The organism is Streptomyces sp. NBC_01497 (genome assembly GCF_036250695.1).
Lineage (GTDB): Bacteria > Actinomycetota > Actinomycetes > Streptomycetales > Streptomycetaceae > Streptomyces.
Window position 1 is genome coordinate 490,077 of the sequence record NZ_CP109427.1, and the last position, 23,940, is coordinate 514,016.

General features: G+C 70.6%; 19 protein-coding genes and 1 pseudogene. 10 read left to right on the forward strand and 10 right to left on the reverse strand.

Annotated elements, in window-relative coordinates; genetic code table 11:
• Positions 1 to 78: 78 nt before the first annotated feature.
• Together OG310_RS02215 and OG310_RS02220 are read right to left on the reverse strand one after the other, a co-directional pair.
• Positions 79 to 3,993: a GH92 family glycosyl hydrolase gene (locus OG310_RS02215; RefSeq protein ID WP_329454159.1), complete on the reverse strand. Its 3,915-nt coding sequence runs from the start codon at positions 3,991 to 3,993 to the stop codon at positions 79 to 81.
• Positions 3,994 to 4,628: 635 nt separating this feature from the next.
• A complete protein-coding gene (locus OG310_RS02220) occupies positions 4,629 to 5,420 on the reverse strand; it encodes a VOC family protein (RefSeq protein ID WP_329454160.1) in 792 nt (263 codons plus the stop codon).
• 792 nt (positions 5,421 to 6,212) lie between these two features.
• Between OG310_RS02220 and OG310_RS02225 the strand changes: the two genes are divergently transcribed.
• On the forward strand, positions 6,213 to 7,493 hold the full coding sequence (locus OG310_RS02225; protein ID WP_329454161.1) for a cytochrome P450 family protein: 1,281 nt from the start codon (positions 6,213 to 6,215) through the stop codon (positions 7,491 to 7,493).
• A 329-nt stretch (positions 7,494 to 7,822) separates the two neighbouring features.
• Positions 7,823 to 8,203 (forward strand): nuclear transport factor 2 family protein, encoded by a 381-nt coding sequence (locus tag OG310_RS02230; RefSeq protein WP_329454162.1) that lies wholly within the window; start codon positions 7,823 to 7,825, stop codon positions 8,201 to 8,203.
• A gap of 60 nt (positions 8,204 to 8,263) precedes the next feature.
• Here OG310_RS02230 and OG310_RS02235 read toward each other — a convergent pair whose 3' ends face one another.
• Positions 8,264 to 9,001 carry an SDR family oxidoreductase gene (locus OG310_RS02235; protein WP_329454163.1) on the reverse strand — a complete coding sequence of 246 codons (738 nt, stop codon included), beginning with the start codon at positions 8,999 to 9,001 and terminating at the stop codon, positions 8,264 to 8,266.
• A gap of 140 nt (positions 9,002 to 9,141) precedes the next feature.
• On the opposite strand from OG310_RS02235, the gene OG310_RS02240 reads away from it, so the two are divergent.
• Complete coding sequence (locus tag OG310_RS02240; RefSeq protein WP_329454164.1) at positions 9,142 to 9,717, forward strand: TetR/AcrR family transcriptional regulator; 576 nt, start codon at positions 9,142 to 9,144, stop codon at positions 9,715 to 9,717.
• Positions 9,718 to 9,741: 24 nt separating this feature from the next.
• On the opposite strand, the gene OG310_RS02245 is transcribed toward OG310_RS02240, so the two are convergent.
• Together OG310_RS02245 and OG310_RS02250 are read right to left on the reverse strand one after the other, a co-directional pair.
• Positions 9,742 to 9,981, reverse strand: a complete 240-nt coding sequence (locus OG310_RS02245) for a hypothetical protein (RefSeq protein ID WP_329454165.1) — start codon at positions 9,979 to 9,981, stop codon at positions 9,742 to 9,744.
• A gap of 170 nt (positions 9,982 to 10,151) precedes the next feature.
• Positions 10,152 to 11,021, reverse strand: coding sequence for an NAD(P)H-binding protein (locus tag OG310_RS02250; RefSeq protein WP_329454166.1), 870 nt, complete (start codon positions 11,019 to 11,021; stop codon positions 10,152 to 10,154).
• Positions 11,022 to 11,143: 122 nt separating this feature from the next.
• Between OG310_RS02250 and OG310_RS02255 the strand changes: the two genes are divergently transcribed.
• Together OG310_RS02255 and OG310_RS02260 are read left to right on the forward strand one after the other, a co-directional pair.
• A complete protein-coding gene (locus OG310_RS02255; protein WP_329454167.1) occupies positions 11,144 to 11,599 on the forward strand; it encodes a MarR family winged helix-turn-helix transcriptional regulator in 456 nt (151 codons plus the stop codon).
• 304 nt (positions 11,600 to 11,903) lie between these two features.
• Entirely contained in the window at positions 11,904 to 12,665 is a 762-nt protein-coding gene (locus OG310_RS02260; protein ID WP_329454168.1) for a peptidoglycan recognition protein family protein, read from the forward strand.
• Between the two features lie 168 nt (positions 12,666 to 12,833).
• Here the strand turns inward: OG310_RS02260 and OG310_RS02265 are convergent, their stop codons facing one another.
• A complete protein-coding gene (locus OG310_RS02265; RefSeq protein WP_329454169.1) occupies positions 12,834 to 13,397 on the reverse strand; it encodes an NADPH-dependent FMN reductase in 564 nt (187 codons plus the stop codon).
• Positions 13,398 to 13,525: 128 nt separating this feature from the next.
• On the opposite strand from OG310_RS02265, the gene OG310_RS02270 reads away from it, so the two are divergent.
• Positions 13,526 to 14,218 carry a TetR/AcrR family transcriptional regulator gene (locus OG310_RS02270; RefSeq protein WP_329454170.1) on the forward strand — a complete coding sequence of 231 codons (693 nt, stop codon included), beginning with the start codon at positions 13,526 to 13,528 and terminating at the stop codon, positions 14,216 to 14,218.
• A gap of 250 nt (positions 14,219 to 14,468) precedes the next feature.
• Positions 14,469 to 17,279 carry a penicillin acylase family protein gene (locus OG310_RS02275; protein WP_329454171.1) on the forward strand — a complete coding sequence of 937 codons (2,811 nt, stop codon included), beginning with the start codon at positions 14,469 to 14,471 and terminating at the stop codon, positions 17,277 to 17,279.
• 160 nt (positions 17,280 to 17,439) lie between these two features.
• On the opposite strand, the gene OG310_RS02280 is transcribed toward OG310_RS02275, so the two are convergent.
• From OG310_RS02280 to OG310_RS02290, 3 genes and pseudogenes are all read right to left on the reverse strand, one after another.
• A complete protein-coding gene (locus tag OG310_RS02280) occupies positions 17,440 to 17,997 on the reverse strand; it encodes a cysteine hydrolase family protein (protein WP_329459992.1) in 558 nt (185 codons plus the stop codon).
• 120 nt (positions 17,998 to 18,117) lie between these two features.
• Positions 18,118 to 19,518 (reverse strand): annotated as a pseudogene (locus OG310_RS02285) (MFS transporter); the annotation flags it as partial.
• Entirely contained in the window at positions 19,511 to 19,987 is a 477-nt protein-coding gene (locus OG310_RS02290; RefSeq protein WP_329454172.1) for a MarR family winged helix-turn-helix transcriptional regulator, read from the reverse strand. The gene OG310_RS02290 and the pseudogene OG310_RS02285, both read right to left, overlap by 8 nt.
• A 433-nt stretch (positions 19,988 to 20,420) precedes the next feature.
• On the opposite strand from OG310_RS02290, the gene OG310_RS02295 reads away from it, so the two are divergent.
• Positions 20,421 to 21,980: an AMP-binding protein gene (locus tag OG310_RS02295; RefSeq protein ID WP_329454173.1), complete on the forward strand. Its 1,560-nt coding sequence runs from the start codon at positions 20,421 to 20,423 to the stop codon at positions 21,978 to 21,980.
• A 100-nt stretch (positions 21,981 to 22,080) separates the two neighbouring features.
• Here OG310_RS02295 and OG310_RS02300 read toward each other — a convergent pair whose 3' ends face one another.
• Entirely contained in the window at positions 22,081 to 22,476 is a 396-nt protein-coding gene (locus OG310_RS02300; RefSeq protein ID WP_329454174.1) for a GlcG/HbpS family heme-binding protein, read from the reverse strand.
• 801 nt (positions 22,477 to 23,277) lie between these two features.
• Between OG310_RS02300 and OG310_RS02305 the strand changes: the two genes are divergently transcribed.
• Entirely contained in the window at positions 23,278 to 23,529 is a 252-nt protein-coding gene (locus tag OG310_RS02305; protein WP_329454175.1) for a DUF6400 family protein, read from the forward strand.
• Complete coding sequence (locus OG310_RS02310) at positions 23,513 to 23,758, forward strand: hypothetical protein (RefSeq protein WP_329454176.1); 246 nt, start codon at positions 23,513 to 23,515, stop codon at positions 23,756 to 23,758. The genes OG310_RS02305 and OG310_RS02310 overlap by 17 nt, the downstream gene beginning before the upstream one ends.
• The last annotated feature ends 182 nt before the right edge of the window (positions 23,759 to 23,940 follow it).

Here is a 23,940-nt window from a genome sequence, read left to right on the forward strand (position 1 = left end):
GGCGGGTGCCGTCGCGCCGGGGTCACCGGCTCCCGCCGGGGCGCTCGGGCCCGTGCCTCGGCCCGTAGACGCGGGGGTTCAGCGGCCGAGCATCTCGATCTCCGACAGGTTCACCCCGTGGCCGTCGGCCGGTGGGCCGACATCGATCCGTACGTACCGGTACCGGCCGGTCTTGTCGGTCGGGGTGAAGGCCCGGGTCTGCAGGCGCCAGGGGAACTGCTCGCCGCTCCTGCGGTCCACCACCGTCCAGTGTGTTCCGTCGGTGGAGGCGCTCACCGTCCAGTCTGAGGGGTCACCGCCGGTCCCTGCGGCGCTGGTGAGTGTGTACTGGTCGATGTGCTGGGGCTGGTCGAAGGTGTAGGTGACGGAGGCGGGGCCGGCCGGGAAAGCGGCCTCGGTCGAAGAGGTGTCGTCGAACAGCGGGGCCGGGTCGGTGCCACCGCTCGCGGTGGCCGTGCCCTTGCCGGGTCCTGTCCGGTCGGCCGGCGGGTTGGCCACCTTGGACCCTGTGGTGAGCGACGGCGGAGCGTCCGCCGCCTTGGTCCCCCAGGCGGACGGGTGCGGGCCCATACGGAAGTCGATGTGGCCGCCGCGTGCCAGGTCGTCGTGCTGGACGTACGTCTTGTCCGAGCTCTTGCCGTTGATCCGCAGGGACTGGACGTAGATGTCGTGGTCGGAGTCGTGATCGGCGGTGATGGTCAGGGTGTGGCCGCCGACCGGGCTGACCGTGACCTTGCCGTACAGGGGTGATCCGATGGCGAACGTCGGAGAGCCCGACTGGAGCGGGTAGAAACCGAGGGCGTTGTCGATGTAGAACGCCGACATCGACCCGTTGTCCTCGTCGCCGGGGTAGCCCTGGCCGATGGTGCTGCCGGTGAAGAGCCGGCCCATGGCGTCGCGTACGTGCTCCGCGGTCTTCGCGGGCTCGCCGACGTAGTCGTACATGTAGGGGACGTGCATCGAGGGCTGGTCGTTGAAGGCCCACTGGCCGGCCCGGTCGTCACGGGACTCGAACATCTCGTGGTACGGCCCGAGCCAACTGCCCCCGTACTGCGCCGTCTCCGGGGTGGCGAAGAACTGGTCGAGCTTGTCGGCCAGGCCGGCGCGGCCTCCGTAGAGGTTCGCCAGCCCGTTGCCGTCCTCCGGGGCCGCGAAGGCGTACGTCCAGCCGTCGCCCTCGGTGTAGTCGGTGGCGTTCCATTCCAGCGGGTTGTACGTGGACGCCGGCTGCTCGAAGGTGCCGTCGGCGTTGCGCGGCTGGAAGAACCCGGTCGAGGGATCGAACAGGTCAACGTAGTGCTGGGCCCGGTCCTTGAAGTACGTGTAGTTGTCCAGGTATTCGCGCCGGTGCGCGTCACCGGCAGCGCTGGTGCGGTACAGCTTCAGGGACATCTGGGAGATGCCGTAGTCCGCGAGGTAGTCCTCCAGTGACACCGACGCGCTCGACCCGGTGGTCTGCGGTGTGTAGCCGAGGAAGGTGGAATGCTGCACGTCCGGACGGCCGTTGAGACCGGAGGAGGGAGTGGTGGCGTCCTTGACGGCGGCCTCGTAGGCGCCGCGGACGTCGAAGTTCGTCACACCGCGCAGATACGCGTCGGCGATGGCCACATCGGAGTTGGTGCCGCTGAACCCGAGGTAGCCGGGGGCGGTCCACTGGCCGATCCAGCCACCGTCCCGGTACTGCTGCACGAACCCGTCGATCATCTCGCCGGTCAGCTTCGGATACAGCAGCGAGTCCAATGACCACGCCGTTCGATAGGTGTCCCAGAAACCCTCGTTGGCATACGGTTTGCCCTTCTTCACAGCGTTGCCGGTGCTGGTGGGCGTCGCCTGGCCGGTGGCCGGCGCGTACGGGCTCGCGTACCGGAAGTCCGGCGCGGTGGCGGTACCCGTGTTCTCGAACAGCTCGTTCGGGTAGAGGTTCAGCCGGTACAGGCTGGAGTAGAGGGTGGTGAGCTGGTCCTGGCTCGCGCCGCTGGGCCGGATCACGCCCAGCGCCGTGTCCCAGGTCTTCTGCGCCGCGGTGTGAACCTGGTCGAACCCGGCTGTTCCGACTTCGAGTTCGAGGTTGTGGCGGGCCTGGTCGACGCTGATGAACGAGGTCGCGATGCGCATCGTCAGCCGGTGGTCCGCGCCGAGGTCGAAGCCCGCGTACCCGCTGACCTCGGACCCTCCGCCGCCCGGGAGCGTACCGCTGCCGGACATGGGCCGGTCGAAGGTGGCGTAGACGAACATCCGTGGCGCGCCCCACAGGCCGGCGACGTCGGAGTAGCCGCTGACGACGCCGTTCGCGCGGTCGACGGTCAGGCCCCCGTTGTCGTTGACGTTGTCGAAGATGAGGCTGCCGTCACCGGAGGGGAAGGTGAACCGCATGACACCGGCGTGGTCGGTGGGCGTCATCTCGGTGCGCAGGCCGTTGTCGAAGGTGACGCCGTAGTAGTCGGCTCTGGCCGTCTCGTGGTCATGGCTGAACGACAGGGCGCGGGTGGTGCGGTCGGCCGTGCCCGGTACGGCCGACGTGGACGGCATCACCTGGAACGTCTGGTGGTCCGCGACCCAGATGCTGGGCTCGTGGCTGATGGAGAACGCCTGGATCCCGGGCTTGTTCTCGGCGTCGTTCGCCCGCTGGAAGGAGTAGAGCGTACCGGTGCTGCCCGCGTCGGTGACGGGCGTGAAGAAGTTGAAACCGTGCGGCACGGCGGTGGCGGGGACGTCGTTGCCACGGGAGTAGTCGCCCGACGAGTTGGTGCCGCGGGTGGTGATCACACAGGTCGAGGGGTGGGCGCAGTCGTCACCGGGCGGTGCGGCGGCGACGGTGACGTCGTCGAGCCAGCCCCCGAAGTGGGCCGCCGGGCCCGGGGCGTCGTAGTCGACCAGCACCCGGGTGACCGTCTTTCCGGCGGCCACCGCGCCGATGTCGGCCGTGACCTCGTTCCACTGGTCCGTCTGGAGCACCTCGGCCGCGCCCTGCGCCCGTGCCGACAGGTCCTTGCCGTTCTGGTCGGTGGCACGGAGTCCGCTGAGGTAGGTGCCGTCGCTGAAGGCCAGATCGACCGAGACGTAACTGCTGGGGTAGGCCAGGTCCTTGCCGGTGAACTCCGGGAAGATCCGGTACGAGAGGCGGGTGTTCGCGCGGACGGGCAGCGAGACCTCGTAGATCTTGTCACGTGCGGTGCCGCTGCCGCCGAGCTGCCACCCGGCGTAGTGGAGTGCGTGGGTGCCGGTGAAACCGGCGTGCGTCTTCGCCGTCGGGCTGGAGGCCGGTCCGTCGCCGACGGAGGTGGTCATGCCCTCGTCCGCGGACGGGGCGGCGCCGAGCACGAGTTCGGCGAGCTGGGTGTGACTGTCGCCGTGGTTGGCCGTGACGGCGAGACGGTAGCGGGAGTAGGACCCGGAGTGCCGGACCGTGAAGATCCTCGTCTGAGAACGCTGGCCGAAGGTCTGCCCGCTCCGGGTGTCGAGCGTCTTCCAGGTCCGCCCGTCGGACGAGCCCTGCAGGCTCCAGGACCGGGGATCCCGCGCGGGCGAATCGGACGCCGATGTCATGGCGTACGTCGCGACCCTGGTGGCCGACGAGAGGGTGAGCGACAGATCAGGCGTCGAACTCGCCGCCTGCCAGGAGGTGTTCGGATCACCGTCGGCGACATGGGCAGCGGCACCGTCCGGGAGCACCTCGTCGTCGGCCGCCACGGTGGCCACCGTGGACATCACCGAACCGGGTAGCCCGGAACCGGTGTCCGGATACACGCCGGAGACCGCGGGGCGGCCGGCCGGCCCGTCGTCCGCTGTGTCCTGCCAGCGAGGAGCCGGGTCGGCGGGTTCGAAGGACGTCGCGAACGCGCCCGCGCCGGCGGAGTCGGGCGCGGTCCCGGCGAGCGCTGCCCGCGCCGGCAGAACCGAGAGCACGAGACCGGTCAGCGCCGCCGCGGCGACGAGAGCCGAGCGTCCGGGGCGGCGCCTTCGAAACGGGCGCCGGCGAGCGAGAAGTGCCACGTCCAGGCTCCTTGGCAGGGTTGTCACGGCTCGGGGCGCAGGGGACGCCCCGCCGTGCTGTGGGACCGGAAGAACGAGGGCGGCGGCCGATGACAACGTTGCCATCGTCGCGCGTCGTCAGTCTCAAGCGTGGGGAAAGCCGGTGTCAACCCCGCGTCAGGGACGCTCTGTTCGGCGCAGGGCGCCCCGCACCCCGGGCGCCGCGAGGCAGGCGCGCACGCTGACCAGCACGCCGAGCGGTTGATGCCGCCCGTCATCGCCCCGGTACTGGCACCGTCCCAGGCGGCCCCCGCCTCTCAAGATCCCCTCGCGGCCCGGCCCCCTTCGCCGTGCACACCTGGCAGCGGGACCCTCCTCCCCCCGGATCGAACCTCCGCCGGAGGCTCGCTCCACCGGGGCCACGCCCTCACTCCGCACGATCCTGGCTCCGGCGGACGCCGGCCCCAAGTGCTGAACTCCCCGCCGTCGGACGCGGGTCGGGAGCGCCGGCGCCCTGATCCGGTGATCGTCCGGGAGGGTCCAGGGTCGGCCGGCGCCGAAGGACAGGCGGGCCATCGGTCGTGGGAGCCAAGGGTCCCGCCGGCGCCCGGAACAAGCCGAGGCCCCGGCCTGGCGACCGGCCGACTACCTCACCCTCACATCCGCGGGTCGGGCTTCAGCAGCGCGAACACCGCGCCGGATGGGTCCGCGAGCCAGGAGATCCGGCCCACGTCCGGGACGTCCGTCGCCGGCATCAGGACGGCACCGCCGTTGGACCGGGCCGCCGCGACCGCGTCGTCCACGTCCACCACATGGAAGTACGGCACCCAGCGGGGCCGCTCGATCCCGCCGCCCGCGGCGTCGCCCACCGGTGCGACCCCGCCGAACGAGGCCGCCTGCTGGTCGCCGTCCTTCGTACTCAGGACCCGGTAGGTCATGCCCGGCGCCTGCCGTTCCTCGCTGCGCCAGCCGAACAGGCCGCGATAGAAGGCGATGTCCGCGACCGGGTCGGGGGCGTGCAGTTCCACCCAGACCAGCGTGCCGGGGGCGGAGGTGAGCCCCAGCCCGGCGGTCCTCCCGGGCTGCCAGAGCGCGAATTCGGCGCCCTGGGGGTCGGTGGCCTGCGCCAGCCGACCCTCGCCCATGACGTCCACGGGCTCCATCCGAACGGTTCCGCCGCCGGCCGTGACGGCCGAGACGGTGGCCTGGATGTCATCGGTCTTGAAGTGGACCGTCCAGGCAGGGTTCGCCCCTTCCTCGGTGAGCGGACCGAGGGCGGCGACGGTCTTGCCGTCCACCTGGAAGAACCCGTAGCCGCCCGCCTCGGGTCCGGCGGAGACGTACCGCCAGCCGAAGACGGCGCCGTAGAACGCGGCGGCCGCCTCCGTATCGGGGCTGCCGAGGTCGAGCCAGTTGGGCGATCCGGTACTGAAGTCGGTGCCGAGCATGGGGTCTCCTGGAAGACGGGGGGATCGGGCCGGGGGCCACGATGCCGACCCTGCCCCGCGTCATCCGCGTACGAGCGGCGGCGGGAGGCCGGTTTCACCTGTACGGCGGAACCCGCGCCCGGCGCCCGCGGCGGCGCGGGCTCGCCAGTACGCACCCACCCGTCCTGCGGCGGAGACCCGCTGCCCGACCCCGCTGTTGTCCTCGTGGACGGGCACGCGCGGAACAGACCTCGATCCCCGCCGGCCACCTCCCCGTGCCTCTTCTCTCCGGAGGACGTCTGCGGCCGATCGGCAGACTCGGCTCGTCATCCGGGTCTCGGCGGACGTCTCCCCCTCCGTCTCGGCACACGGTGAGGCGCCCTGAGACGATCACCGAAGACGACGGGCGAGAGCAGCAGGAACAGGCTCGCCAGGACCGGGAGGGAGGCACCAAGTGCCCCTGCCGCAGGCACGCACGACCACGCCGTGGTGGCGAGGTGATGCGGCCACGATGCGGGACGGCCCCCTGCGCGTTCCCGCGCAGGGATCGGCGTGGGTTTCCAAGGGCGCCTTCTCCAACGACCCGGCATCTGCCGGACAGCCGCTCCACCACTGCGTGTTGTCGCAGTGTTCCAAGGTTCCCAGGGGTCGAGCGTTGCGCCCGTGCCCTGCGGCCTTCGGGCGTGTGAAGACACAAAGGCGCCCACGCGTCGTAGTCGGCCGTCCGTGAGGCAGGCCTATTCTGGACCAACTCCCCCTGGAACATGGGGTTCGTACCTTCCCGACCCTCTCACGCCTCACGGTCCCACCCGCATGGCAGGCAGGAGCACCGCGTTGACATCACCCGTCGGACCTGAACCGCCCGCCCGCGCCCGCTACCGTCTCGATCCGGCGGGCGGCTGCCCCCACGCGGACAACGCGGCCCTCCTCGCCCGCGGCGACGTGGCACCCGTCATCCTTCCCGGGGACGTTCCCGCCATGGCCGTACTGGGGCATGAGGCCCTCAAGGAGTTCCTCGGTCATCCCGATGTCGCGAAAAGCGACCGCCACTTCACCGCACTGCACGACGGCCGGATCGCGCAGGACTGGCCGCTGCGGGCCTTCGCGAGCGTGCCGGGCATGACCACCGCCGACGGCACCGAACACCGGCGGCTGCGCTCCCTGGTGACCTCAGCGTTCACGCCCCGCCGCGTCGAGGAACTGCGCCCGAGGATCGAGAGCACGGCGGCCGGGCTCCTGGACGCCATGGACCGGGCCGCCTCGGACGGCGACGGCGTCGTCGACCTGCGGCAGCATTTCGCGCTGCCGCTCCCCCTTGCCGTCATCAGCGAACTCCTCGGTGTCGACGCCGAACACCGGTCACGGCTGCACGAGTTGTCCCACCGGATCGTGAGCACGGACATCAGTCCCGAGGACGCGCGGGCAGCCAACGCGGACATGGTCGCCGTACTCGCCGCAGTCGTCGCCGCGCGCCGCGAACAGCCCGGGGACGACCTCACCACCGCTCTGATCACGGCCGGCGAAGGCGACAGCGAGCGGCTCAGCGAAGCGGAACTCGTCGGCACACTCCTCCTGATGATCATCGCGGGTCATGAGACCACACTCAATCTGATCAGCAACGCCATCCGCGCCCTGTGCGCCCACCGCGACCAGCTCCGACGGGTCCTCGAAGAGCAGGGCACCTGGTCGGACGTGGTGGAGGAGACCCTGCGCTGGGACAGTCCCGTCAACTGTTTCCCCTTCCGCTACCCCACTCGCGACCTGACCGTGGGCGGCACGCTGGTCCCCCAGGGCACACCCGTACTGGCCGGCTACTCCGCCGCCGGACGCGACAAGGCCGCACACGGCCCTGACGCCGACCGCTTCGACATCACCCGGCACGCCGGCCGTCATCTCTCCTTCGGCCACGGAGCCCACTTCTGCCTGGGCTCTCCCCTGGCCAGGCTGGAGGCGACCGTCGCACTGCGGATGCTGTTCACCCGCTTCCCCCGCCTCGAACTCACCCTGTCCGACGCCCAACTCCCCCGCCATCCCAGCTTCATCGGCAACGGCGTACAGGAACTCCCGGCGCGGCTGCACCCTTCGGCCACGTAACAGCGGCTGCGCTCGGACCCGGCGGGACAGGCCCCGCCACCGGCGGGTCCGGTGTGCACGGCTCGGCACGCGGGCGTGTGCGGCGTCCACCGACCCGAACCCAACCGGAGGTACCGGCCGTGACCACCGGTACGCGGGGCTCGCAGTCCAGCACGAGGCGCCACTGCACCTCGTCACCATCAACGAGCGGCCGCGACCAACGATTCGCCACGCGCCCGGACGAGGCAGCAGCACACGCGACGATCACGCCCCCGGCGTTAGGCTGGGTGTGGAGGCTCGTCCCTCGGCAGTGGATCTCGTCCGATACTTCTACGCTCGGAGGGAAGGCGATGGGAGACCGGGAAACGCGGGCAGCGCTGGACCGTCACTGGACGGCCTCGGCTGCCGGAGACCAGGACACCGAGCACGAGATCTATCACGATGACGTGATCACGGACTATCCCCAGTCGGGCGAGCGCATCCGGGGCCGCCGCAATCTGCAGGCACTGCGTTCGAGCCACCCGGCGAAGCTCGACTTCACCGTCCGCCGCGTTCTCGGCACCGGAGATCTCTGGATCACCGAATACGTGTTGGCCTACGACGGCAATCCGACGTCCACCATCAGCATCATGGAGTTCGAGGACGGCAAGGTCGTCCACGAGACCCAGTACTTCGCGGATCCGTTCGCCCCGCCGTCATGGCGCACCCAGTGGGTCGAGTCCATGCCCTGACGCCGTCCCGGTCGCCGAGCGCGGCGCCGCCGGCTGAGCGCGCCCTCCCGCGCCGAGGCGTCAGGCCTGCGCGGTGGGCCGGACAACGATCTCGCTGACGTCGATGCCGGCGGGCTGCTCGATCGCGTAACCGATGGCGGACGCGATGGCGGAGGGCGGGATGGCGATCTCGTCGCGCGCCCGGGCCAGCGCCGCCGCCTCCTCAGGTGGCGCCCCCTTGCCCACCCCTTCGGTGTCGGTGAACCCGGGCGAGACGAGCGTGACGCGCAGATGGGGCCCGGACTCCTGCCGCAGCCCCTCGGTCAGCACCTTCACTGCCGTCTTGGTGGCCGCGTAGACGCCCTGCGGTGATTTCACGACGTAGGCCGCCGTGGAGGCGACGTTGACGAACTGGCCGGAGCGCTGCCGCCGGAAGACGGGAAGTGCCGCCCCGATGCCGTTCAGCAACCCGGTGACATGCGTGGCGACCATGGCGTCCCAGTCGTCCTGGCGCAGCTCGTCGAACGGTGACACCGCCATCGTGCCGGCGTTGGAGACCAGTACATCGAGCCCGCCGTACCGGTCCACTGCCGTGTCCGTCAGGCGTTTGAGGTCCTCGCGGCGCGTCACGTCGATAACGGCGCTGACGGCCGAGCCCCCTTGCACGGCGATCCGGTCGACCACCGCGTTCAGCCGGTCCTCCCGTCGGCCCCCGAGCACGAGCCGTGCCCCTTTACCCGCGAGGTAGGCCGCGGTCGCGGCGCCGATGCCGCTGCCCGCGCCCGTGATCGCCACGACCTTGCCCTCGACACCTGGCATGATCGACTTCCTTCCATGACTGAGTACGCAGGTCAGACCATGACCTACGATGAAAGTGGGGGCCCCGCCACTTACCTCACGTTAAGTGGGCGCGCCCCCGTTTAGCAAGTGAAGGAGTCGGGAGAGGAGAATGGCGACCGATGACGACCGACCGTGCACCACGCCCGTTGCGAGCTGACGCACGGCGCAACCGAGACAAGATCCTCGCGGCCGCGATGCACGCCTTCGCCACGCAGGGGCTGGACGCCCACCTGGAGCGCATCGCCAGTGAGGCTGGGGTCGGCAGCGCGACGCTGTACCGCAACTTCCCGACCCGGGAGGCCCTGATCGAGGCGGTGTACCGCAACGAGGTGGCCCAACTGTGCGACGCCGTCCCCGGCCTGCTCGCGGAGAAGCAGCCCCACGAAGCCCTCCGCGCCTGGACTCGCCTCTTCCTGGACTACGTCACCGCCAAATTCGGCATGGCCGACGCCTTGCGCGCCATCGCCGCGGGGGGAAGCAACCCGTACGGCCACAGCCGGGAGATGATCCAGGCCGCCATCACCGCTCTGATGGACGCGTGTGCGACCGCCGGAACGATTCGCACCGACATCAGCCCCGCCGACATGGGCGCCGCGCTCGAAGGCATCGCCCTCACCTCCGCGAGGCCCGAACAACGGGACCGCGCCGAACGTCTGCTCGACCTCTCCCTGGACGGGTTGAAGACCCGTCCGTAGGGCGGCCGCCTGCGGAGCCGAACGTCACGTCCCCCGCGCGGCGCGGGCGTCGGCTTCGGCTTCGGCTTCGGCGTCGGCTTCGGCGTCGGCTTCGGCTTCGGCTTCGGCTTCGGCTTCGGCTTCGGCTTCGGCGTCAATGATGCGACCGCGGGTTCGCGGCCGAACATGTGGCGGGGTCGGGACGGGTCGGTCGGTCGGTCGGTCGGCAGAGCGTCCGGGCGCCGACGGTGCATGAAGCGACACGAGGGAGCTGAGGGCGGTCAACGTACAGACCACAGTGGCGGGTTGACGGAGGCGCAGCCAGCCTTGCCGACAGCCGGACGGGCGACCGTCCGGCACGGCGGGTAGGGCCGTGCGGGCAGCATGTGCGCCGACCGGCGGAAGTGGAAGACGTTCCGCCCGTCCGTCGGGTCAGGCGGCCTCGGACAGCACTCTCAGATTGCGCTCTCAGACTCGCGGAATGCTCGGGCATGACGCGCACACCACTCGGCGAAAGTCCCCGGCCTGCGTCCCAGCAGCCGGCTCGCGGTGTCCGTCCGCAACCCGACGGTGTCGGCCCGCATGAGGGTGAAGCCCTCCGTGATGGCGTCGGCGAGCGCTTGGGGTGCCCCGCCGGGGAAGCGGAACCGTACGGCGTCGGCCGCGGTGGCCGTGGGCCGGACCTCGATGTCGCGGCGGATCGTCTCGGAGATGATCCGGACCTGCTCGGTGACGGTGAGCGCTTCGTCTCCGGTGAGCAGGTACTCCTTGCCCTGGTGGCCGGCCTCGGTCAGCGCGAGGGCGGCTACCGAGGCGATGTCCGCGGGGTCGATCGGCGCGTAACGGCCGGGGCCGACCGGGTCGAGGACGTAGTTCCCCTCGCGGATGGTGGGCAGCCAGTCGAGGGCGTTGGTCATGAAGCCGCCGGGCCGGAGGAACGTGGCGGGTATGCCGGAAGCGCGGATGATCTTCTCGCGTTCGTGGTGCCAGCGACCCATGGCGGGGATCGGGTCGAAGGTGACGTGGAAGGAGGAGAGATGCACGATGTGCCGCACCCCGGCGGCTTCGGCGGCGGCGAGCGCCTGGGCGGTGTGGTGGGTGCCGATGCCCTGCGTGAGCAGGAACAGCTTGTCGACTCCGGCGAAGGCGGTGGCCAGCGATGAGGGATCCCCGAAGTCGCCGACGGCGCGCTCGGCACGCTCCGGCAGTCCTTCGGCGCGGGCGGGGTCGCGGACGAGGAGACGTAACGTCGCGCCTTTCGCGTCGAGTTCGCGGGTGAGCTCACGGCCGATGTTCCCGGTGGATCCGGTGACCAGTATCATCATGACTCCCAAGTCGTTTGCCGTCTAACGATTCAGAAGAACATTAGCCAGCGAATGATTAGCCGTCAATCGACTTGCTCGCACTCGCCCGGACATCCCTGACCGGGCCTCACGGAAGGGCCGCGATGTCAGAGTTCCTGGACCTGCACGGCCGGACGTCAAAGGCACTCCGCGCCCTGGCCGACGCGGCCATGCGCCGCCACGGGCTGCACGTGGGACAGAACTACCTGCTCGCCGTGCTGTGGGAAGCGGACGGCCGCACCCCCGGCGAAGCGGCCACCGCGCTGAACGTCACGACGCCCACCGTCGTCAAGATGGCCGACCGGATGACCACCGCCGGACTGCTCACCCGGCGCCGCGACGACCGGGACAACCGCCTCGTCCGCCTCTGGCTCACCGATGCCGGGCGCGCGCTGCGGAAACCCGTCGAGGCGGAACGGCGCCTGATCGAGGAGAAGGTCACCGCCGGCCTGACCGAGACGGAGCGCCAATCCCTCCTGGACGCCCTGGCGAAGGTCCACCGGGCGGCGAGCGACCTCCTGAGCGAGCCCGTCGACTACAGCGACTCAGCCGCCACCTGACACGCCCCCGCCCCGCTCACTCCCCCTGACGGAAAGCGGCTCTCAGCACCGTTGTGTACGACAGGCCATGGGGCCGGCCGGTGAGCGGGCCGCAACGCGGTGCGCTCCTACCCGCCGTGCAGCGGTCACGCAATCGCGGAGCGGCCGCCGGAAGGCCGTCGGCAATGGGCCGCCGGCTGGAGCGAAAGGCCAGGTCAGGTAGGGTCCCCGGGCCGCATTCCGCGCCTGTTCGAGGTCGGCGTCTTTCACTCGAACGGACCCCTCGCAGTGGGGCCCCGGCCCGGACCGATGCACCGTGGAGGACATGTGGCCTCCCAGGTTCAGGCACGGCGTCGTACTGCTGCCGCTTGCGCTGTTGATGGCGTGTGACGCTCCCCTGCACACACCCCAGCAGGGACAGCAGCGACCGCACCGGGTCCGCTTGACGGCGCCCGAGCCGGCGATCGTCAGCCGGCTCGCCTGGCACGCCGACGAGAAGACCGTGCGCGAGAAGCCTGTCTACACGGGTCCCGTCGAGGTGGTCTTCATCCACCACACCAACAACGCGAACAATTACGACTGCAAGCGCGACGTACCCGGCATGCTGCGGGCCATAGAGCAGCGGCACATCGACGGTATGGGCTGGGACGACATGGGCTACAACTTCGTCGTCGACCGGTGCGGCACCATCTACGAGGGCCGGGCCGGGGGCGTGAACAAGCCGGTAAGGGGTGCCCACACGGAGGGTTTCAACACCCACAGCGTCGGCATCGCCGCGCTCGGCCACTTCGAGAAGGGCCAGAAGGTGCCGCGCCGCATGCTGGAGGCGATCGCGGCGATCGCGGCGTGGAAGCTGCCGCCGGGCGTCGATCCCCGGGGACACGTCAAACTGGTCTCCCGCAACGACGCCAGCCGGTACCCCAAGGGCAAGGCCGTCGAGATGAACGTCATCTCGGGGCACCGCGACGGCTACGAGACCGACTGCCCCGGCGGGGCCCTGTACGCCGACCTGCCCTGGCTGCGGCGCCGCGCGGCCGAGCTCCGGCACACGGCGACACAGCCGCCCCCGCTGCACCACCGGGGCTGAGCCCGATCCCCGTCCGGCGGGACGAGCGGCAAGGCTCGGCCGTGGCGCCGCAGTGACCGGCCGCGCCCGGCCACCATGCGGGCGAGGGCGCCCTCCCGCCGGCGGACATGCCGGTCGGGCCGGCTCCGCTCGTGCGGCGCCGGCCCGACCAGGTGGGTCGCTCCCGACTCAGACGGCGGGGGCCGCTTCCGCTGCCGCGACGAGCTTGGCGACGACCTTCGGCAGCTTCTCCGCGACCTCGGCGTCGTCCTGCGGGTGCAGCTCGGCGAAGCGGACGACCGAGCCCGGGATCGACAGCTCGGCCTCCTCGACGATGACGCCGCCCGCGATGCCGACCGCCTTGCGGGTCTCCTCCTGTGCCCACTTGCCGCCGTACTGGCCGTAGGCCGTGCCGACCACCACGACCGGCTTTCCGGTGAAGGACGAGGCGCCGAAGGGACGGGACAGCCAGTCGATGGTGTTCTTCATCACGGCGGTGATGGTGCCGTTGTACTCCGGCGAGAACAGCAGGAAGGCGTCGGCGGAGCCGGCGGTCTCGCGCAGCTTCGCGGCGGTGGCCGGGACAGCGCCCTCGACGTCGATGTCCTCGTTGTAGAACGGGATGTCGGCGAGGCCCTCGTAGATGGCGATCTCGACACCCTCGGGGGCGTGCTTGACCGCGGCCTCGGCCAGCTGACGGTTGTGGGAACCGGCGCGGAGGCTACCGACGAAAGCAAGGATGCGTACGGACACGACAGCTCCTGTAAGTAATGGGCGACCTGGTCCGGTCTGGTGGACCGAGGTGCGGATAGTGCGAACACTTGTCTAACATCCCAAGCGGACTGCGGTCCACTTCGCCTGCCGCATGCCTATCCTTCGGTATGGCCCGAAACCCTCGCCCCTCCGCCGAGCCACTCGTGCTCGGGCAGCCTCCGCACGAGCTCCCCGTGCTCGGGCAGCCCCCGCACGAGCGTGCCGACGCGGCACGCAACAGGGCACGGCTCCTGGACGCGGCCGCCGAGCTGGTGGACCGGCACGGCGCCGGCCACGTCACGATGGACGCCGTGGCCACTGCCGCGGGTGTCGGCAAGGGCACGCTGTTCCGCCGTTTCGGCGACCGCACCGGACTGATGAACGCCCTGCTCGACCACGCCGAGCAGGAGAACCAGCAGGCTTTCCTGACCGGGCCGCCCCCACTGGGTCCCGAGGCCGAACCGCTTCAGCGGCTGGAGGCCTTCGGGATCAGCACCATCCGGTTCCACTTCCGCTACCTCGACGTCCTGCTGGAGGCGGAACCCTGCGCGTCCAAGCGCTACCTGGTGCCGGCCAGGATGCTGCGGATCACCCATATCTCGATGCTGCTGCGCGGGATCGGTGGTGACGGCGGTGGCAGGCGCGGCGAGGGCGGGGACGGGGACGCGGTACTGCTCGCGCACACCCTGGCCGCCCATCTGGACCCCGCCCTGCTCCACCACCTGCACCAGCAACTGCACGTTCCGGCAGAGCACATCGAAGACGGCTGGCGGGACCTGGTCCAGCGGGTGACGGAACGTCAGTTCCCCTCCGTCACCTGAGACATGTGCCGCTTCGCCCCGGCCCCTCGGGCACAGCGGCTCGGTAGGGCAGCGGCTCGACGCCTCCACGCTGCCGCCGATGACCGCGCCACCTGCCAGGAGCCGCGTCCCTCTCCCGCTCCGCGTCCCGATTCTCCGGGCGCCCGGGCACGCCAGAGCACAGCGGAGCAGAAAAATGGCGGGCGCGCATCTGCAAAGACCTGACCTACCCCCGGTAACCTCTTCGCACTGTCTTCCGGGAGGAGCGGGAATGCGACGACGCACCCTGAGTCTCAGAACAGCCGCGGCCGGTGCCGTGCTTGCCCTCGGCATAGGGCTCGCGGCCCCCTCGCCGGGGGTCGCGACGGCCGCCGGCTCCAGCGACGACTACTGTCAGAGCCAGTGCCGTGACATCCTGCCGCCCGGCGAGAACGGCAACGCGACACTGGCCGAGATCCTCGCCAACCGCACACTGGGCACTCGTCCCGCGCACACCAGCGACCAACTGGGGCCCTACTCCGGCCTCGCCAGTGGCTATCCGCAACTGACGGACTCCACTCTGAGTTCGTTCTACAACGACGCGTCCTTCGGTGTGCCCAAGGACCAGGTCGCATCCACCGACAGCCCCCGCGGCGATGTCACCATCACCCGGGACAAGGCGACCGGGGTGCCGCACATCAAGGGCACCACCCGGTCCGGCACCGAGTTCGGCGCGGGCTACGCGGCGGCCCAGGACCGGTTGTGGCTGATGGATCTCTTCCGCCACGTGGGCCGCGGCGAACTGACCTCCTTCGCCGGTGGCGCCGCCGCGAACCAGGGCCTGGAGCAGCAGTTCTGGCGTGCGGCCCCCTATACGGAGGCCGACCTCCAGCAGCAGGTGGACCGGCTGGCGGCCCAGGGGACGCGCGGCGCGCAGGCCCTCGCCGACGCGCAGGACTACATCGACGGCATCAACGCGTACATCGCGAAGGCCAAGCCGGGCCGGTACTTCCCGGGCGAGTACGACCTGACGGGGCACATCGGTCCGATCACCAACGCGGGATCGATCGACCAGTTCAAGCTGACCGATCTGATAGCCCTTGCCTCGGTGGTGGGCGCACTGTTCGGCTCCGGTGGCGGGGGCGAGGTGCAGAACGCCCTCTCGCTCCAGGCCGCCCAGGCACAGTACGGCGTCACCCAGGGAACGAAGGTCTGGGAGTCCTTCCGCGAGCGCGACGATCCTGAGGCCGTCCGCACCCTGCACGACGGGCAGAGCTTCCCGTACGCGCTCAAGCCCGCGGATCCGAAGGGGACCGCGATGCCGGACACCGGCTCGGTGACGGCGGAGCCCCTCGTCCACGACCGTACGGGGTCCGCGGTGGCGGCCGGGGCCGGCAAGAAGACTCCCGTGAAGGCGCCGGCGGCCCTGAAGCCCCTCCAGGGCATGTACGACAACGGGGTCCTGCCCTCCGGCCTCTTCTCCACCCCGCACAAGGGGATGTCCAACGCCCTCCTCGTGTCCGGCGGGCACACCGCGAGCGGCCACCCCGTCGCCGTCTTCGGTCCGCAAACCGGTTACTTCGCACCGCAGTTGCTCATGCTGGAGGAGTTGCAGGGCCCCGGCATCAGCGCCCGCGGGGCCGCCTTCGCCGGGCTGAGCCTGTACGTGGAACTCGGCCGGGGGCAGGACTACGCCTGGAGCGCCACCTCGGCGAGCCAGGACGTCACCGACACCTACGCCGTCCAACTGTGTGAGCCGGGCGGCCAAACGCCCACCAAGGACTCCACCTCCTATCTGTGGCACGGAAGTTGCGTGCCGATGGAGAAGCTGGAACGCACCGACTCCTGGTCGCCGACCCTCGCCGACTCCACCGCCAAGGGCTCGTACCGCATGCAGGTGTACCGCACGAAGTACGGTCCCGTGCAGTACCGCGCGACCATCGGCGGCAAACCCGTCGCCTACACCACGCTCCGCAGCTCCTACGAGCACGAGGCCGACTCCATCATCGGCTTCCAGATGCTCAACGACCCCTCCTACGTGCACGATCCGGCGAGCTTCCAGAGCGCGGCACAGCACATCAACTACACCTTCAACTGGTTCTACGCCGACGACCAGCACATCGCCTACTACAACTCGGGCAGCAACCCGGTGCGGGCGCCCGGCGTCGACGCGTCCCTGCCGGTGCTGGCCGGGCCCGCCTACGAATGGCAGGGGTTCGACCCGGATGACAACACCGCCGACTACACGCCGCCCGACCAGCATCCGCAGTCGGTCGACCAGGACTATTACGTCTCGTGGAACAACAAACAGGCCGCCGGCTACGACGCGGCCGCGTTCGGCGAGGGGTCCGTCCACCGTGCCAACCTGCTCGACGACCGGGTCAAGGCACTCGTCGCCAAGGTCGGTGTCACCCGCTCCGCGCTCACCCGGGCGATGGCCGACGCCGCGGTGACCGACCTGCGGGGCGAGGACGTCCTGCCCGACCTGCTCGCCGTGCTGCGCAGCGCTCCCGTCACCGATGCCCAGGTGGAGAACACCGTCCAGAAGCTGGAGAACTGGGTGGCGGACGGCAGCAAACGCCGTGAGACGACAAAGGGTTCGCACGCCTACGCCGACGCTGACGCGATCCGGGTGATGGACGCGTGGTGGCCGGCCCTGGTCAAGGCGGAGTTCCAGCCAGCGCTCGGCGACGACCTGTACTCCGCGCTGACCACGGACCTCACCATCGACGAGGCGCCCTCCGCGGGACACGGTCCCACCGGGAGCCACGCCGGCAGTTCCTTCCAGTACGGCTGGTGGTCCTACGTGGACAAGGACCTCCGGGCTGTCCTGGGCAAACCCGTCAGCGGGGCCCTCGGCGCGAAGTACTGCGGCGGCGGCGACCTGACGGTGTGCCGGAGCGCCCTGCTGGACTCGCTGAAGCAGGCGGCGGCCGAACCGGCGAGCCAGGTCTACCCCGGCGACGACGGGTGTGCGGCCGGCGACCAGTGGTGCGCCGACAGCATCGTGCAGCGCCCTCTCGGCGGTGTCACCGACGACCGTGTCACCTGGCAGAACCGCCCCACGTACCAGCAGGTCGTGGAGTTCCCCGCGCACCGGTAGGTCCCTCGCCCCCGGTGCCGCCTCTTATGCGGCGGCACGCGGCCGGAGCCCGCACGCAACGGGCTCCGGTCGTCGAGGGGACATGCCGGTGGGGCGCGGCCTTTCGACCACCGCCCCGTACCGGATCGGCGCCTCGTTGTCGCGGCGCGATCGGGGCCGCTCAGACGGCGGCGTGGAGGGAGCGCCCCCACTCCTCGACGGTGGCCACCCCGCCGCGCCGGACGAGGATGTCGTTGATGAGGGTGTCGTGCAGGGCCGGCTTGGGGTCGGCGCAGGCGTCGGACAGGACGGTGACCTGGTAGTCGAGGTCGGCGGCCTGCAGCGCGGTGGACAGGACTATTCCGCCGGTGGCGATGCCCGCGAGGACGAGGTGGCTGATGTCCTGCGCCGCCAGGATCTGCTGGAGGTTGTTCCCGGCGAAGGCGCTGACCCGGTTCTTGTGCACGACGATCTCGCCGTCGGCGGGGGCGACGTCGGGGTGGAAGGCGGCGCCGGGATCATCGGCCGTGAAGAGGTGCGGCGGAAGGGCACCGAAGACCTTGTTGCGGGGGTGCGCGTCGGTGTGGGCGTCACGCAGCCGAAGTGCCACATGGATGACCGGGATGCCGGCGGCACGGGCCGTTTCGAGTGCCCGCACAGCGTGCGGCAGGTACTCGTCGGGCATGTGGGCGAGGTGGGTGCGCTGGAGGTCCATGAGCAGCAGTGCCGTGCGGGACATCGTCGTGCCTTTCGTGGGCGTGGAGCGCTGCGCGGGGACATCTCGCCGCTCGGGACGGTGCGGGGTGGGCGACGCGGCGCCGCGAGTGGGCTGCTCGGCGGTCTCCTTCACGGCCGGGACGTCGTCGGTCACACCACGGCCGAGCGTGCGGTCGAAGACCGTCAGCAGGAGGTACAGCACGCTGGCGCCGAGCATGACCCAGGCCAGCTGGTGCATGCCGACGGTGTCGGCGCGCTGTCCGAAGGACGTGGCCGTCGCCGAGGAAGCGATCATCGAGCCGACGTAGGCGAAGGTGCGCAGCAGGCCGGCCGAGGAGGCGGTGCGCTCGGCATCGGCCTGGAAGTAGACGGAGTTCTGCAGGGCCAGACTGTTCAGCCCCTGCGGGACACCGAAGACCAGGGCGACGAGGAGCAGCGTCCACAGGGGGCTCGTCCCGCTGAGCGTCAGCATCACCAGGCAGGCCACGATCTGTCCCACCGCGCCGACCAGGAGTTTCCCTCGTACGCCTCGGCGCCGCCCGGAGATGACAGAGGCGCCGATCGCCAGCAGGAACATGGGGATCTGGACCACCCCCGCGTGGAACGGCGACAGCCCGTACCCCTCCTCGGTCCACTGGCTGAAGCCGTAGAGGAAGGCGTACGAGACGACGTACGCGACGAGCGCGCGGCCGTAGGTCGCGAGGAGCGGCGTGTTGCCGCCGAGGACCCGCAGGTCGATGAAGGGGGTGGCGGCCCGCAACTCCCGTAGGGCGAAGGCACTTCCGGCGGCGGCGGTGATCAGCAACACGTACCCGTCGCGCAGGTGCGGGTTCATCAGGAACAACAGCAGCGAGGTGAGCGTCGCGGCGAACAGGCCCATGCCGGGCAGGTCGAGTTGGGCGGCCAGGCGCCCGCGCTGGGGGCGCTCGCCCGTCCCCGCGGATCCGGGCATCCGCAGCAGGCCCAGCACGACGGCCGCCACGGCCAGCGGCACGTTCAGCGCGAAGGTGGCCCGCCAGCCGCCCACCGCGATCAGCAGGCCGCCCAGCAGCGGTCCGACGACGGCAACGCTCTGATTGGTGACCGCGAGGGCGGTCAGTATCCCGCCGGGACTGTCCCGTCCGGTGCGTTTGCCCTCGCTGCGCAGCAGCGCCATCGCGGAGGGATACCCGGCACAGGTACCGAAACCGAGCAGGACACGCGCGGCTATCAGCACCCCCAGGTTCGGCGCCAGGGTGCCGACGACACCGGCGAGGCCGACGAGTGCGGTGCTGAGGAGGAAGATCCTGCGCGGTCCGAAGATGTCGATGAGCCGGCCCACGACAGGCTGCCCGAGAGAGGTGGCCAGGTAGAGGGCGGAAACCAGCCAGGCAGTCTCTGAGGACGGTGCGCCCAGGGCTCTGCCGATGGGTACGAGCGCGACGGAGATGATCGTCGAGTTGATCGGGTTCAGGACCGAGCCCAGCATCATCGGCGGCAGCAGCCGCCGGTCGAAACCCGGCCTGTCCGTCCCTCCCGTCGCACCCCTCCCCGTGTCAGTCATGAGTCAGCCGCTCCAGTACGGCCATAGTGGCGATCACCGCGCGGCGCTCTTCCTCCGTGCACTTGTCCTGCAACTGGCCGGCGAGCCATTCCGTCCGCGCCTGACGTCCCTCCTCAACCCGGCGGTGGCCCTCCGCGGTCAGCGTGATCAGCAGGCGCCGCCCGTCATCCGGGTCGGGTTCCCGCACCACCAGAGCTCTGGTGGCGAGAGACGCGACCGTCGCTGTCATCGACTGGTGCCGCACCCCTTCGGCCGAGGCGAGTTCGCTCGCCGTGACACCGCCCTTGCCCGACAGGCGGGCCAGGACGGACGCCTGGCCCAGGGTGAGGTCTTCGACCTCGGCGGCGTTCAGGATGCGGCGGCGCAGACGGCTGATGACCGCGCGGACCTCGCGGGACGCCTGGACCGCCGAGGGTGAGGGGCCCGCGTTCCCGGAGCCGCGGTTCTCGGAGCCTGGTTTCTCGCTCATGGCCTTCACGCTAATGCCTACAGCGCAAACTGTCCAGTTAGCCTGTACAGTTTGCGCTGTCTATACGTCCGCCTCCCGATGAGCGCGTGAAGGGTGAGCGCGTGAAGGGTGGGCGCGTGAAGGGTGGGCGGCCGACGAGATCGCCCCTGCCGGCCGATACCGGGAGGCATCACGCACCCTCGGCGCCGATCGCGCCCGTCGGCGCCGGGCGCCTGCCGGTATCGGCCGGGTGCGTCCTGGAGGACGCGCCACCCCCCGCGCCGAACGGGCACGGGCCGGCCCCGCATCGCGACGCGAGGTGGCAGCACGGCCCGGTTCGGGAAAGATCATTGCGTGCTTTACCCTAGTGAACCGGCATAGCACTCGCAACGCAACAGGCAGTTGGGGTCGGAGGTCGATCTCCGGCCCCTTCGCAGGACCGCGAAGAAGGATCATGAACAGGGTCAGCGCCACCGAGAACTACACCACCCAGGTCTTGCAGCGACTGGCCGCAAGAGGCAGTCATGACGCCCTGGTTGACGGGACCCGAAGGATCAGTGGCACCGAGTCCGTCGGCATCGTGCTCTCCTTCGCCGCGGTTCTGCGAAGGGCCGGGCTGGGACACGGGGACGGAGTGGCACTCTTCGCCGGAAACTCCGCAGAAGCATTGCTTCTGCAACTCGCCATCCACTTCGCGGGCTGCCGCATGGTCTTTGTGCCGCCCGAGCCCGGGAACGGCGAGCTCGAAGCGCTGATACGGCGTGCCGACGTCAGAATGCTCCTGTTCGACCCGGCCTTCGAGGACCGGACCCGGCAGATCTCCGACCAGGTGGACCTTCCGCTCGTCCTGGGCATCGGCCCGTCCTCGATCGCCGCCGACTTCCTTGCGATGGCACGCGACCAGGCCGCCCTCTCGCCGCAGGAGGCTGCCGACGGCCGCCACCTGGCGACCCTCCTCTACACGGGCGGGACGACCGGGCTGCCCAAACTGGTGACCCACCGCAGCAGTTACTACCGCGGATACGTGGATTTCTCCTCCGACATCGCCGAGGACACGTCGGCCGAAGCCACCATGCTGATCTGCACCCTCGTGACGCACACCAGCGGTCACGCCGCCTTCCTCATCGGTGTGCTGAGCGGTCACACCATCGTGCTGCTGCGGAAGTTCGACGCCGGCACGGCCCTGGCCGTGATGGAGCGCGAGCGCGTCACCCGGCTGATGGTGGTGACGCCCATGCTGTACGAACTGCTCGACCATCCGCGCGCCCGCCCCGGTGGCTTCCCCGCCCTGACGACCCTCTACTACACGGGGGCGGCTGCCTCCCCTGCCCGTCTCCGTCAGGCGATCGACCGCTTCGGGCCCGTCCTGCACCAGATCTACGGGGCATCCGAGGACGGCGCCGTCACGGAACTCACCCCCGAGGAACACGACCTGCGCCGACCCGAGTCGTTGACCAGCTGCGGGCGTCCGGCGACCGGAGTCGAGGTGGAACTGCGCGGCGACGACGGCAAGAGGGTGGCGGTGGGAGAGACAGGCGAGCTCTACGTGCGCGGCCCCTCGGTCATGGACGGCTACTGGAGGGACCCGGAACGTACCGCCGAAGTACTGGACACCGACGGCTGGTTCCGCAGTGGTGACCTCGCCCGCCAGGACGAGGACGGATACCTGTACCTCGTCGACCGGGCGCGCGACATCATCGTGACGGGCCGTACGGCCGACAACGTCTACTCGCGCCTTCTCGACGACTTCCTCAGTGCGCACCCGGCCATCAGGGAGGCGGCGACCATCGGCCTGCCCGGCGACGACGGCGAAGAGAGCGTGCACGTCGTGCTGGTAGTTCGGGACCCGGCGGCCGCCCCTGACCTCCCCCGGCTCACCGGCCAGATCGTCGACGCGCTCGGAGAGCTCTACGCGCCGGCCTCCTACTCGCTCGCTGCGTCCCTTCCCCGGACCACCGTCGGCAAGACGGACAAGAAGGCACTTCGCACAGCACTGCTCACGGCCTCCGTATAGGGGTGCCGGGCACCGGTCCCTCCGCGAGGCGGCCGGACGGGTCCCGGAGGCCGGGTCCCGGTCGGACGGCCGGCCCCGTGGGGCCGCGGGCGGGCAGTCCTCAGGCCAGGCACGCCTCCACGACCGAGACGTCCTCGGGGACCTGGCCGCCGGAGACTCCGACGGCTCCGATGACACGGCCGTTCGCCCCGGTGATCGGCAGGCCGCCGCCGAAGGACACCAGACCGCCGTTCGTGTGCTCGATGTTGTACAGGGAGCCACCCGGCTGGGAGAGCTCGCCGATCGCCGCCGACGGCATCTTGAACAGCACGGCGGTCTTCGCCTTCTTGATCGCGATGTCGATGGAGCCCAGCCAGGCGTCGTCCATCCGGGAGAAGTGCAGCAGATTCCCCCCGGCGTCCACGACGGCGATGTTCATGGGCACGCCGATCTCGGTGGCCTTGGCGATGCCGGCGGCGGTGCGGTTCATCGCTTCCTGCAGCGTGAGAGCAGTCACTGTCCCTGGTCCTTCCCGGTGTTCGCGGACGCGCGGCGGCCCCGTCGTGGACGGCGCGCGGGAGCGGCTCCCGCGGCTGCCCGGCCTCGGTCGGCCGGGTGGTGGGCGGCGGAAGGACTCCCGGGCGACCTTATCGGGACGATAAGTAATAAAACCCTCAGGGACACGAAACTCGCCACGGCCCCTTCCCGATCGGCGTCCCGACCGCTACGCGGGAGCGGCGGCACGCACGGGCACGGGCTCCGCGTGCGCCCCTGCCGGTGGCGCGCCCGGCGACGACGAGAGCCGACCGTCCCCACGAAGGCGTGCTCTTCGCCGGATGGTTCGGGGTCCAGCCGCGGGTTCCGAACGCGATGGCCCCGAAGGAGTCGGTCGGGTGTCCACGGTCGGGGCGAACACACCGCGTAAGCCGACTCGCACGCCGGGTTCCGTCCGGCGGCCCGCTCCACGGCCGTCAAGAGCGGAGTGCGTCGGAGGAAAGCGACCTCGGCGCCCGCCCCCACTGCCTTTCTTCGGGCAGCGGAGGGCAGCCGTCAGGAGAGCCGACCGCCTCGGTGCCGCGCCCCCGAGGCGGGGATCCACCATGGCGTGCGTCACACCGGACGAACGGTCGTCCCCGCCGGCTGCCGCCGAGGCGTCCGGCAACGTCCTGCCCCCGGCCGCCGATCCGAGGGCGCTCCGTCAAAGGGCCGGGCCGGGCGTCACCGCGGGTCACTGCACGCTACTTAGGTCACCCTTCCCCGGCGCCGGGGGTGCCTGGTACAGATGGAGTGGTTCCGCCACCACATCGGAAGTCACGCCATGAACCAGGACTACGCCCGCGACCTCACCCCCTTCTCGATCGATCTGACCTTCGACGAGGTACGACGACGCAGTGAGGTCGTCGCCGCGCTCGGCCCCCACTGGGACCCGGTGGCGGCCCTCCAGGGCGAGGACGAGGCATACGCCCTCCTCTACTCGGGCCTGGACGAGGAGCAGCAGCGCACGTACGACATGCTGGTGGCGGCCGGTGTCCTGCCGGGTCAGGAGCCGGGCCGTGCGTCTGCCCATTGATCCGCAGGCGGATTCGGGCCGTCGCGCCTGGGTGGCCTGCCCCGTCTGCGACGACGCCCGCCATTGCGACACCTGCGCCAGCAGCCGCAACTGCTTCGAGCACTGGCGCTACCTGATCTCCAACAAAGGGCCGGTCGTCCACCTTCAGTGCCCGCGGTGCACGCACCTGTGGTCCCTGGACACCCGGCCCCGCGCGGCCCGCCCCGGCGACAGCGGCCCCTGCTCCTGACGGGCCAGGCCTGCGGCCCCACGGGTCCGTGGGTCCGTGGGTCCGTGGGTCCGTGGGTCCGTGGGTCCGTGGGCGATCCTCACCCGGGATTCCCGCGTCGCCGCGCACGACATCGCCACGGAGCGCGTCCGGCGCTTCGGAAAGCCCCGCGCGCACAGCGCCCTCCTGCCGGAAGTGACGGC

What these genes read in the sequence shown, in the direction of transcription:
- OG310_RS02230 (WP_329454162.1), top strand. Translation starts at nt 7,823, where the DNA reads ATGGGAGACCGGGAAACGCGGGCAGCGCTGGACCGTCACTGGACGGCC.
- OG310_RS02290 (WP_329454172.1), bottom strand. Translation starts at nt 19,987, where the DNA reads ATGAGCGAGAAACCAGGCTCCGAGAACCGCGGCTCCGGGAACGCGGGC.
- OG310_RS02295 (WP_329454173.1), top strand. Translation starts at nt 20,421, where the DNA reads ATGAACAGGGTCAGCGCCACCGAGAACTACACCACCCAGGTCTTGCAG.
- OG310_RS02240 (WP_329454164.1), top strand. Translation starts at nt 9,142, where the DNA reads ATGACGACCGACCGTGCACCACGCCCGTTGCGAGCTGACGCACGGCGC.
- OG310_RS02250 (WP_329454166.1), bottom strand. Translation starts at nt 11,021, where the DNA reads ATGATGATACTGGTCACCGGATCCACCGGGAACATCGGCCGTGAGCTC.
- OG310_RS02305 (WP_329454175.1), top strand. Translation starts at nt 23,278, where the DNA reads ATGAACCAGGACTACGCCCGCGACCTCACCCCCTTCTCGATCGATCTG.
- OG310_RS02275 (WP_329454171.1), top strand. Translation starts at nt 14,469, where the DNA reads ATGCGACGACGCACCCTGAGTCTCAGAACAGCCGCGGCCGGTGCCGTG.
- OG310_RS02280 (WP_329459992.1), bottom strand. Translation starts at nt 17,997, where the DNA reads ATGTCCCGCACGGCACTGCTGCTCATGGACCTCCAGCGCACCCACCTC.
- OG310_RS02235 (WP_329454163.1), bottom strand. Translation starts at nt 9,001, where the DNA reads ATGCCAGGTGTCGAGGGCAAGGTCGTGGCGATCACGGGCGCGGGCAGC.
- OG310_RS02260 (WP_329454168.1), top strand. Translation starts at nt 11,904, where the DNA reads ATGTGGCCTCCCAGGTTCAGGCACGGCGTCGTACTGCTGCCGCTTGCG.
- OG310_RS02225 (WP_329454161.1), top strand. Translation starts at nt 6,213, where the DNA reads ATGGCAGGCAGGAGCACCGCGTTGACATCACCCGTCGGACCTGAACCG.
- OG310_RS02270 (WP_329454170.1), top strand. Translation starts at nt 13,526, where the DNA reads ATGGCCCGAAACCCTCGCCCCTCCGCCGAGCCACTCGTGCTCGGGCAG.
- OG310_RS02220 (WP_329454160.1), bottom strand. Translation starts at nt 5,420, where the DNA reads ATGCTCGGCACCGACTTCAGTACCGGATCGCCCAACTGGCTCGACCTC.
- OG310_RS02255 (WP_329454167.1), top strand. Translation starts at nt 11,144, where the DNA reads ATGTCAGAGTTCCTGGACCTGCACGGCCGGACGTCAAAGGCACTCCGC.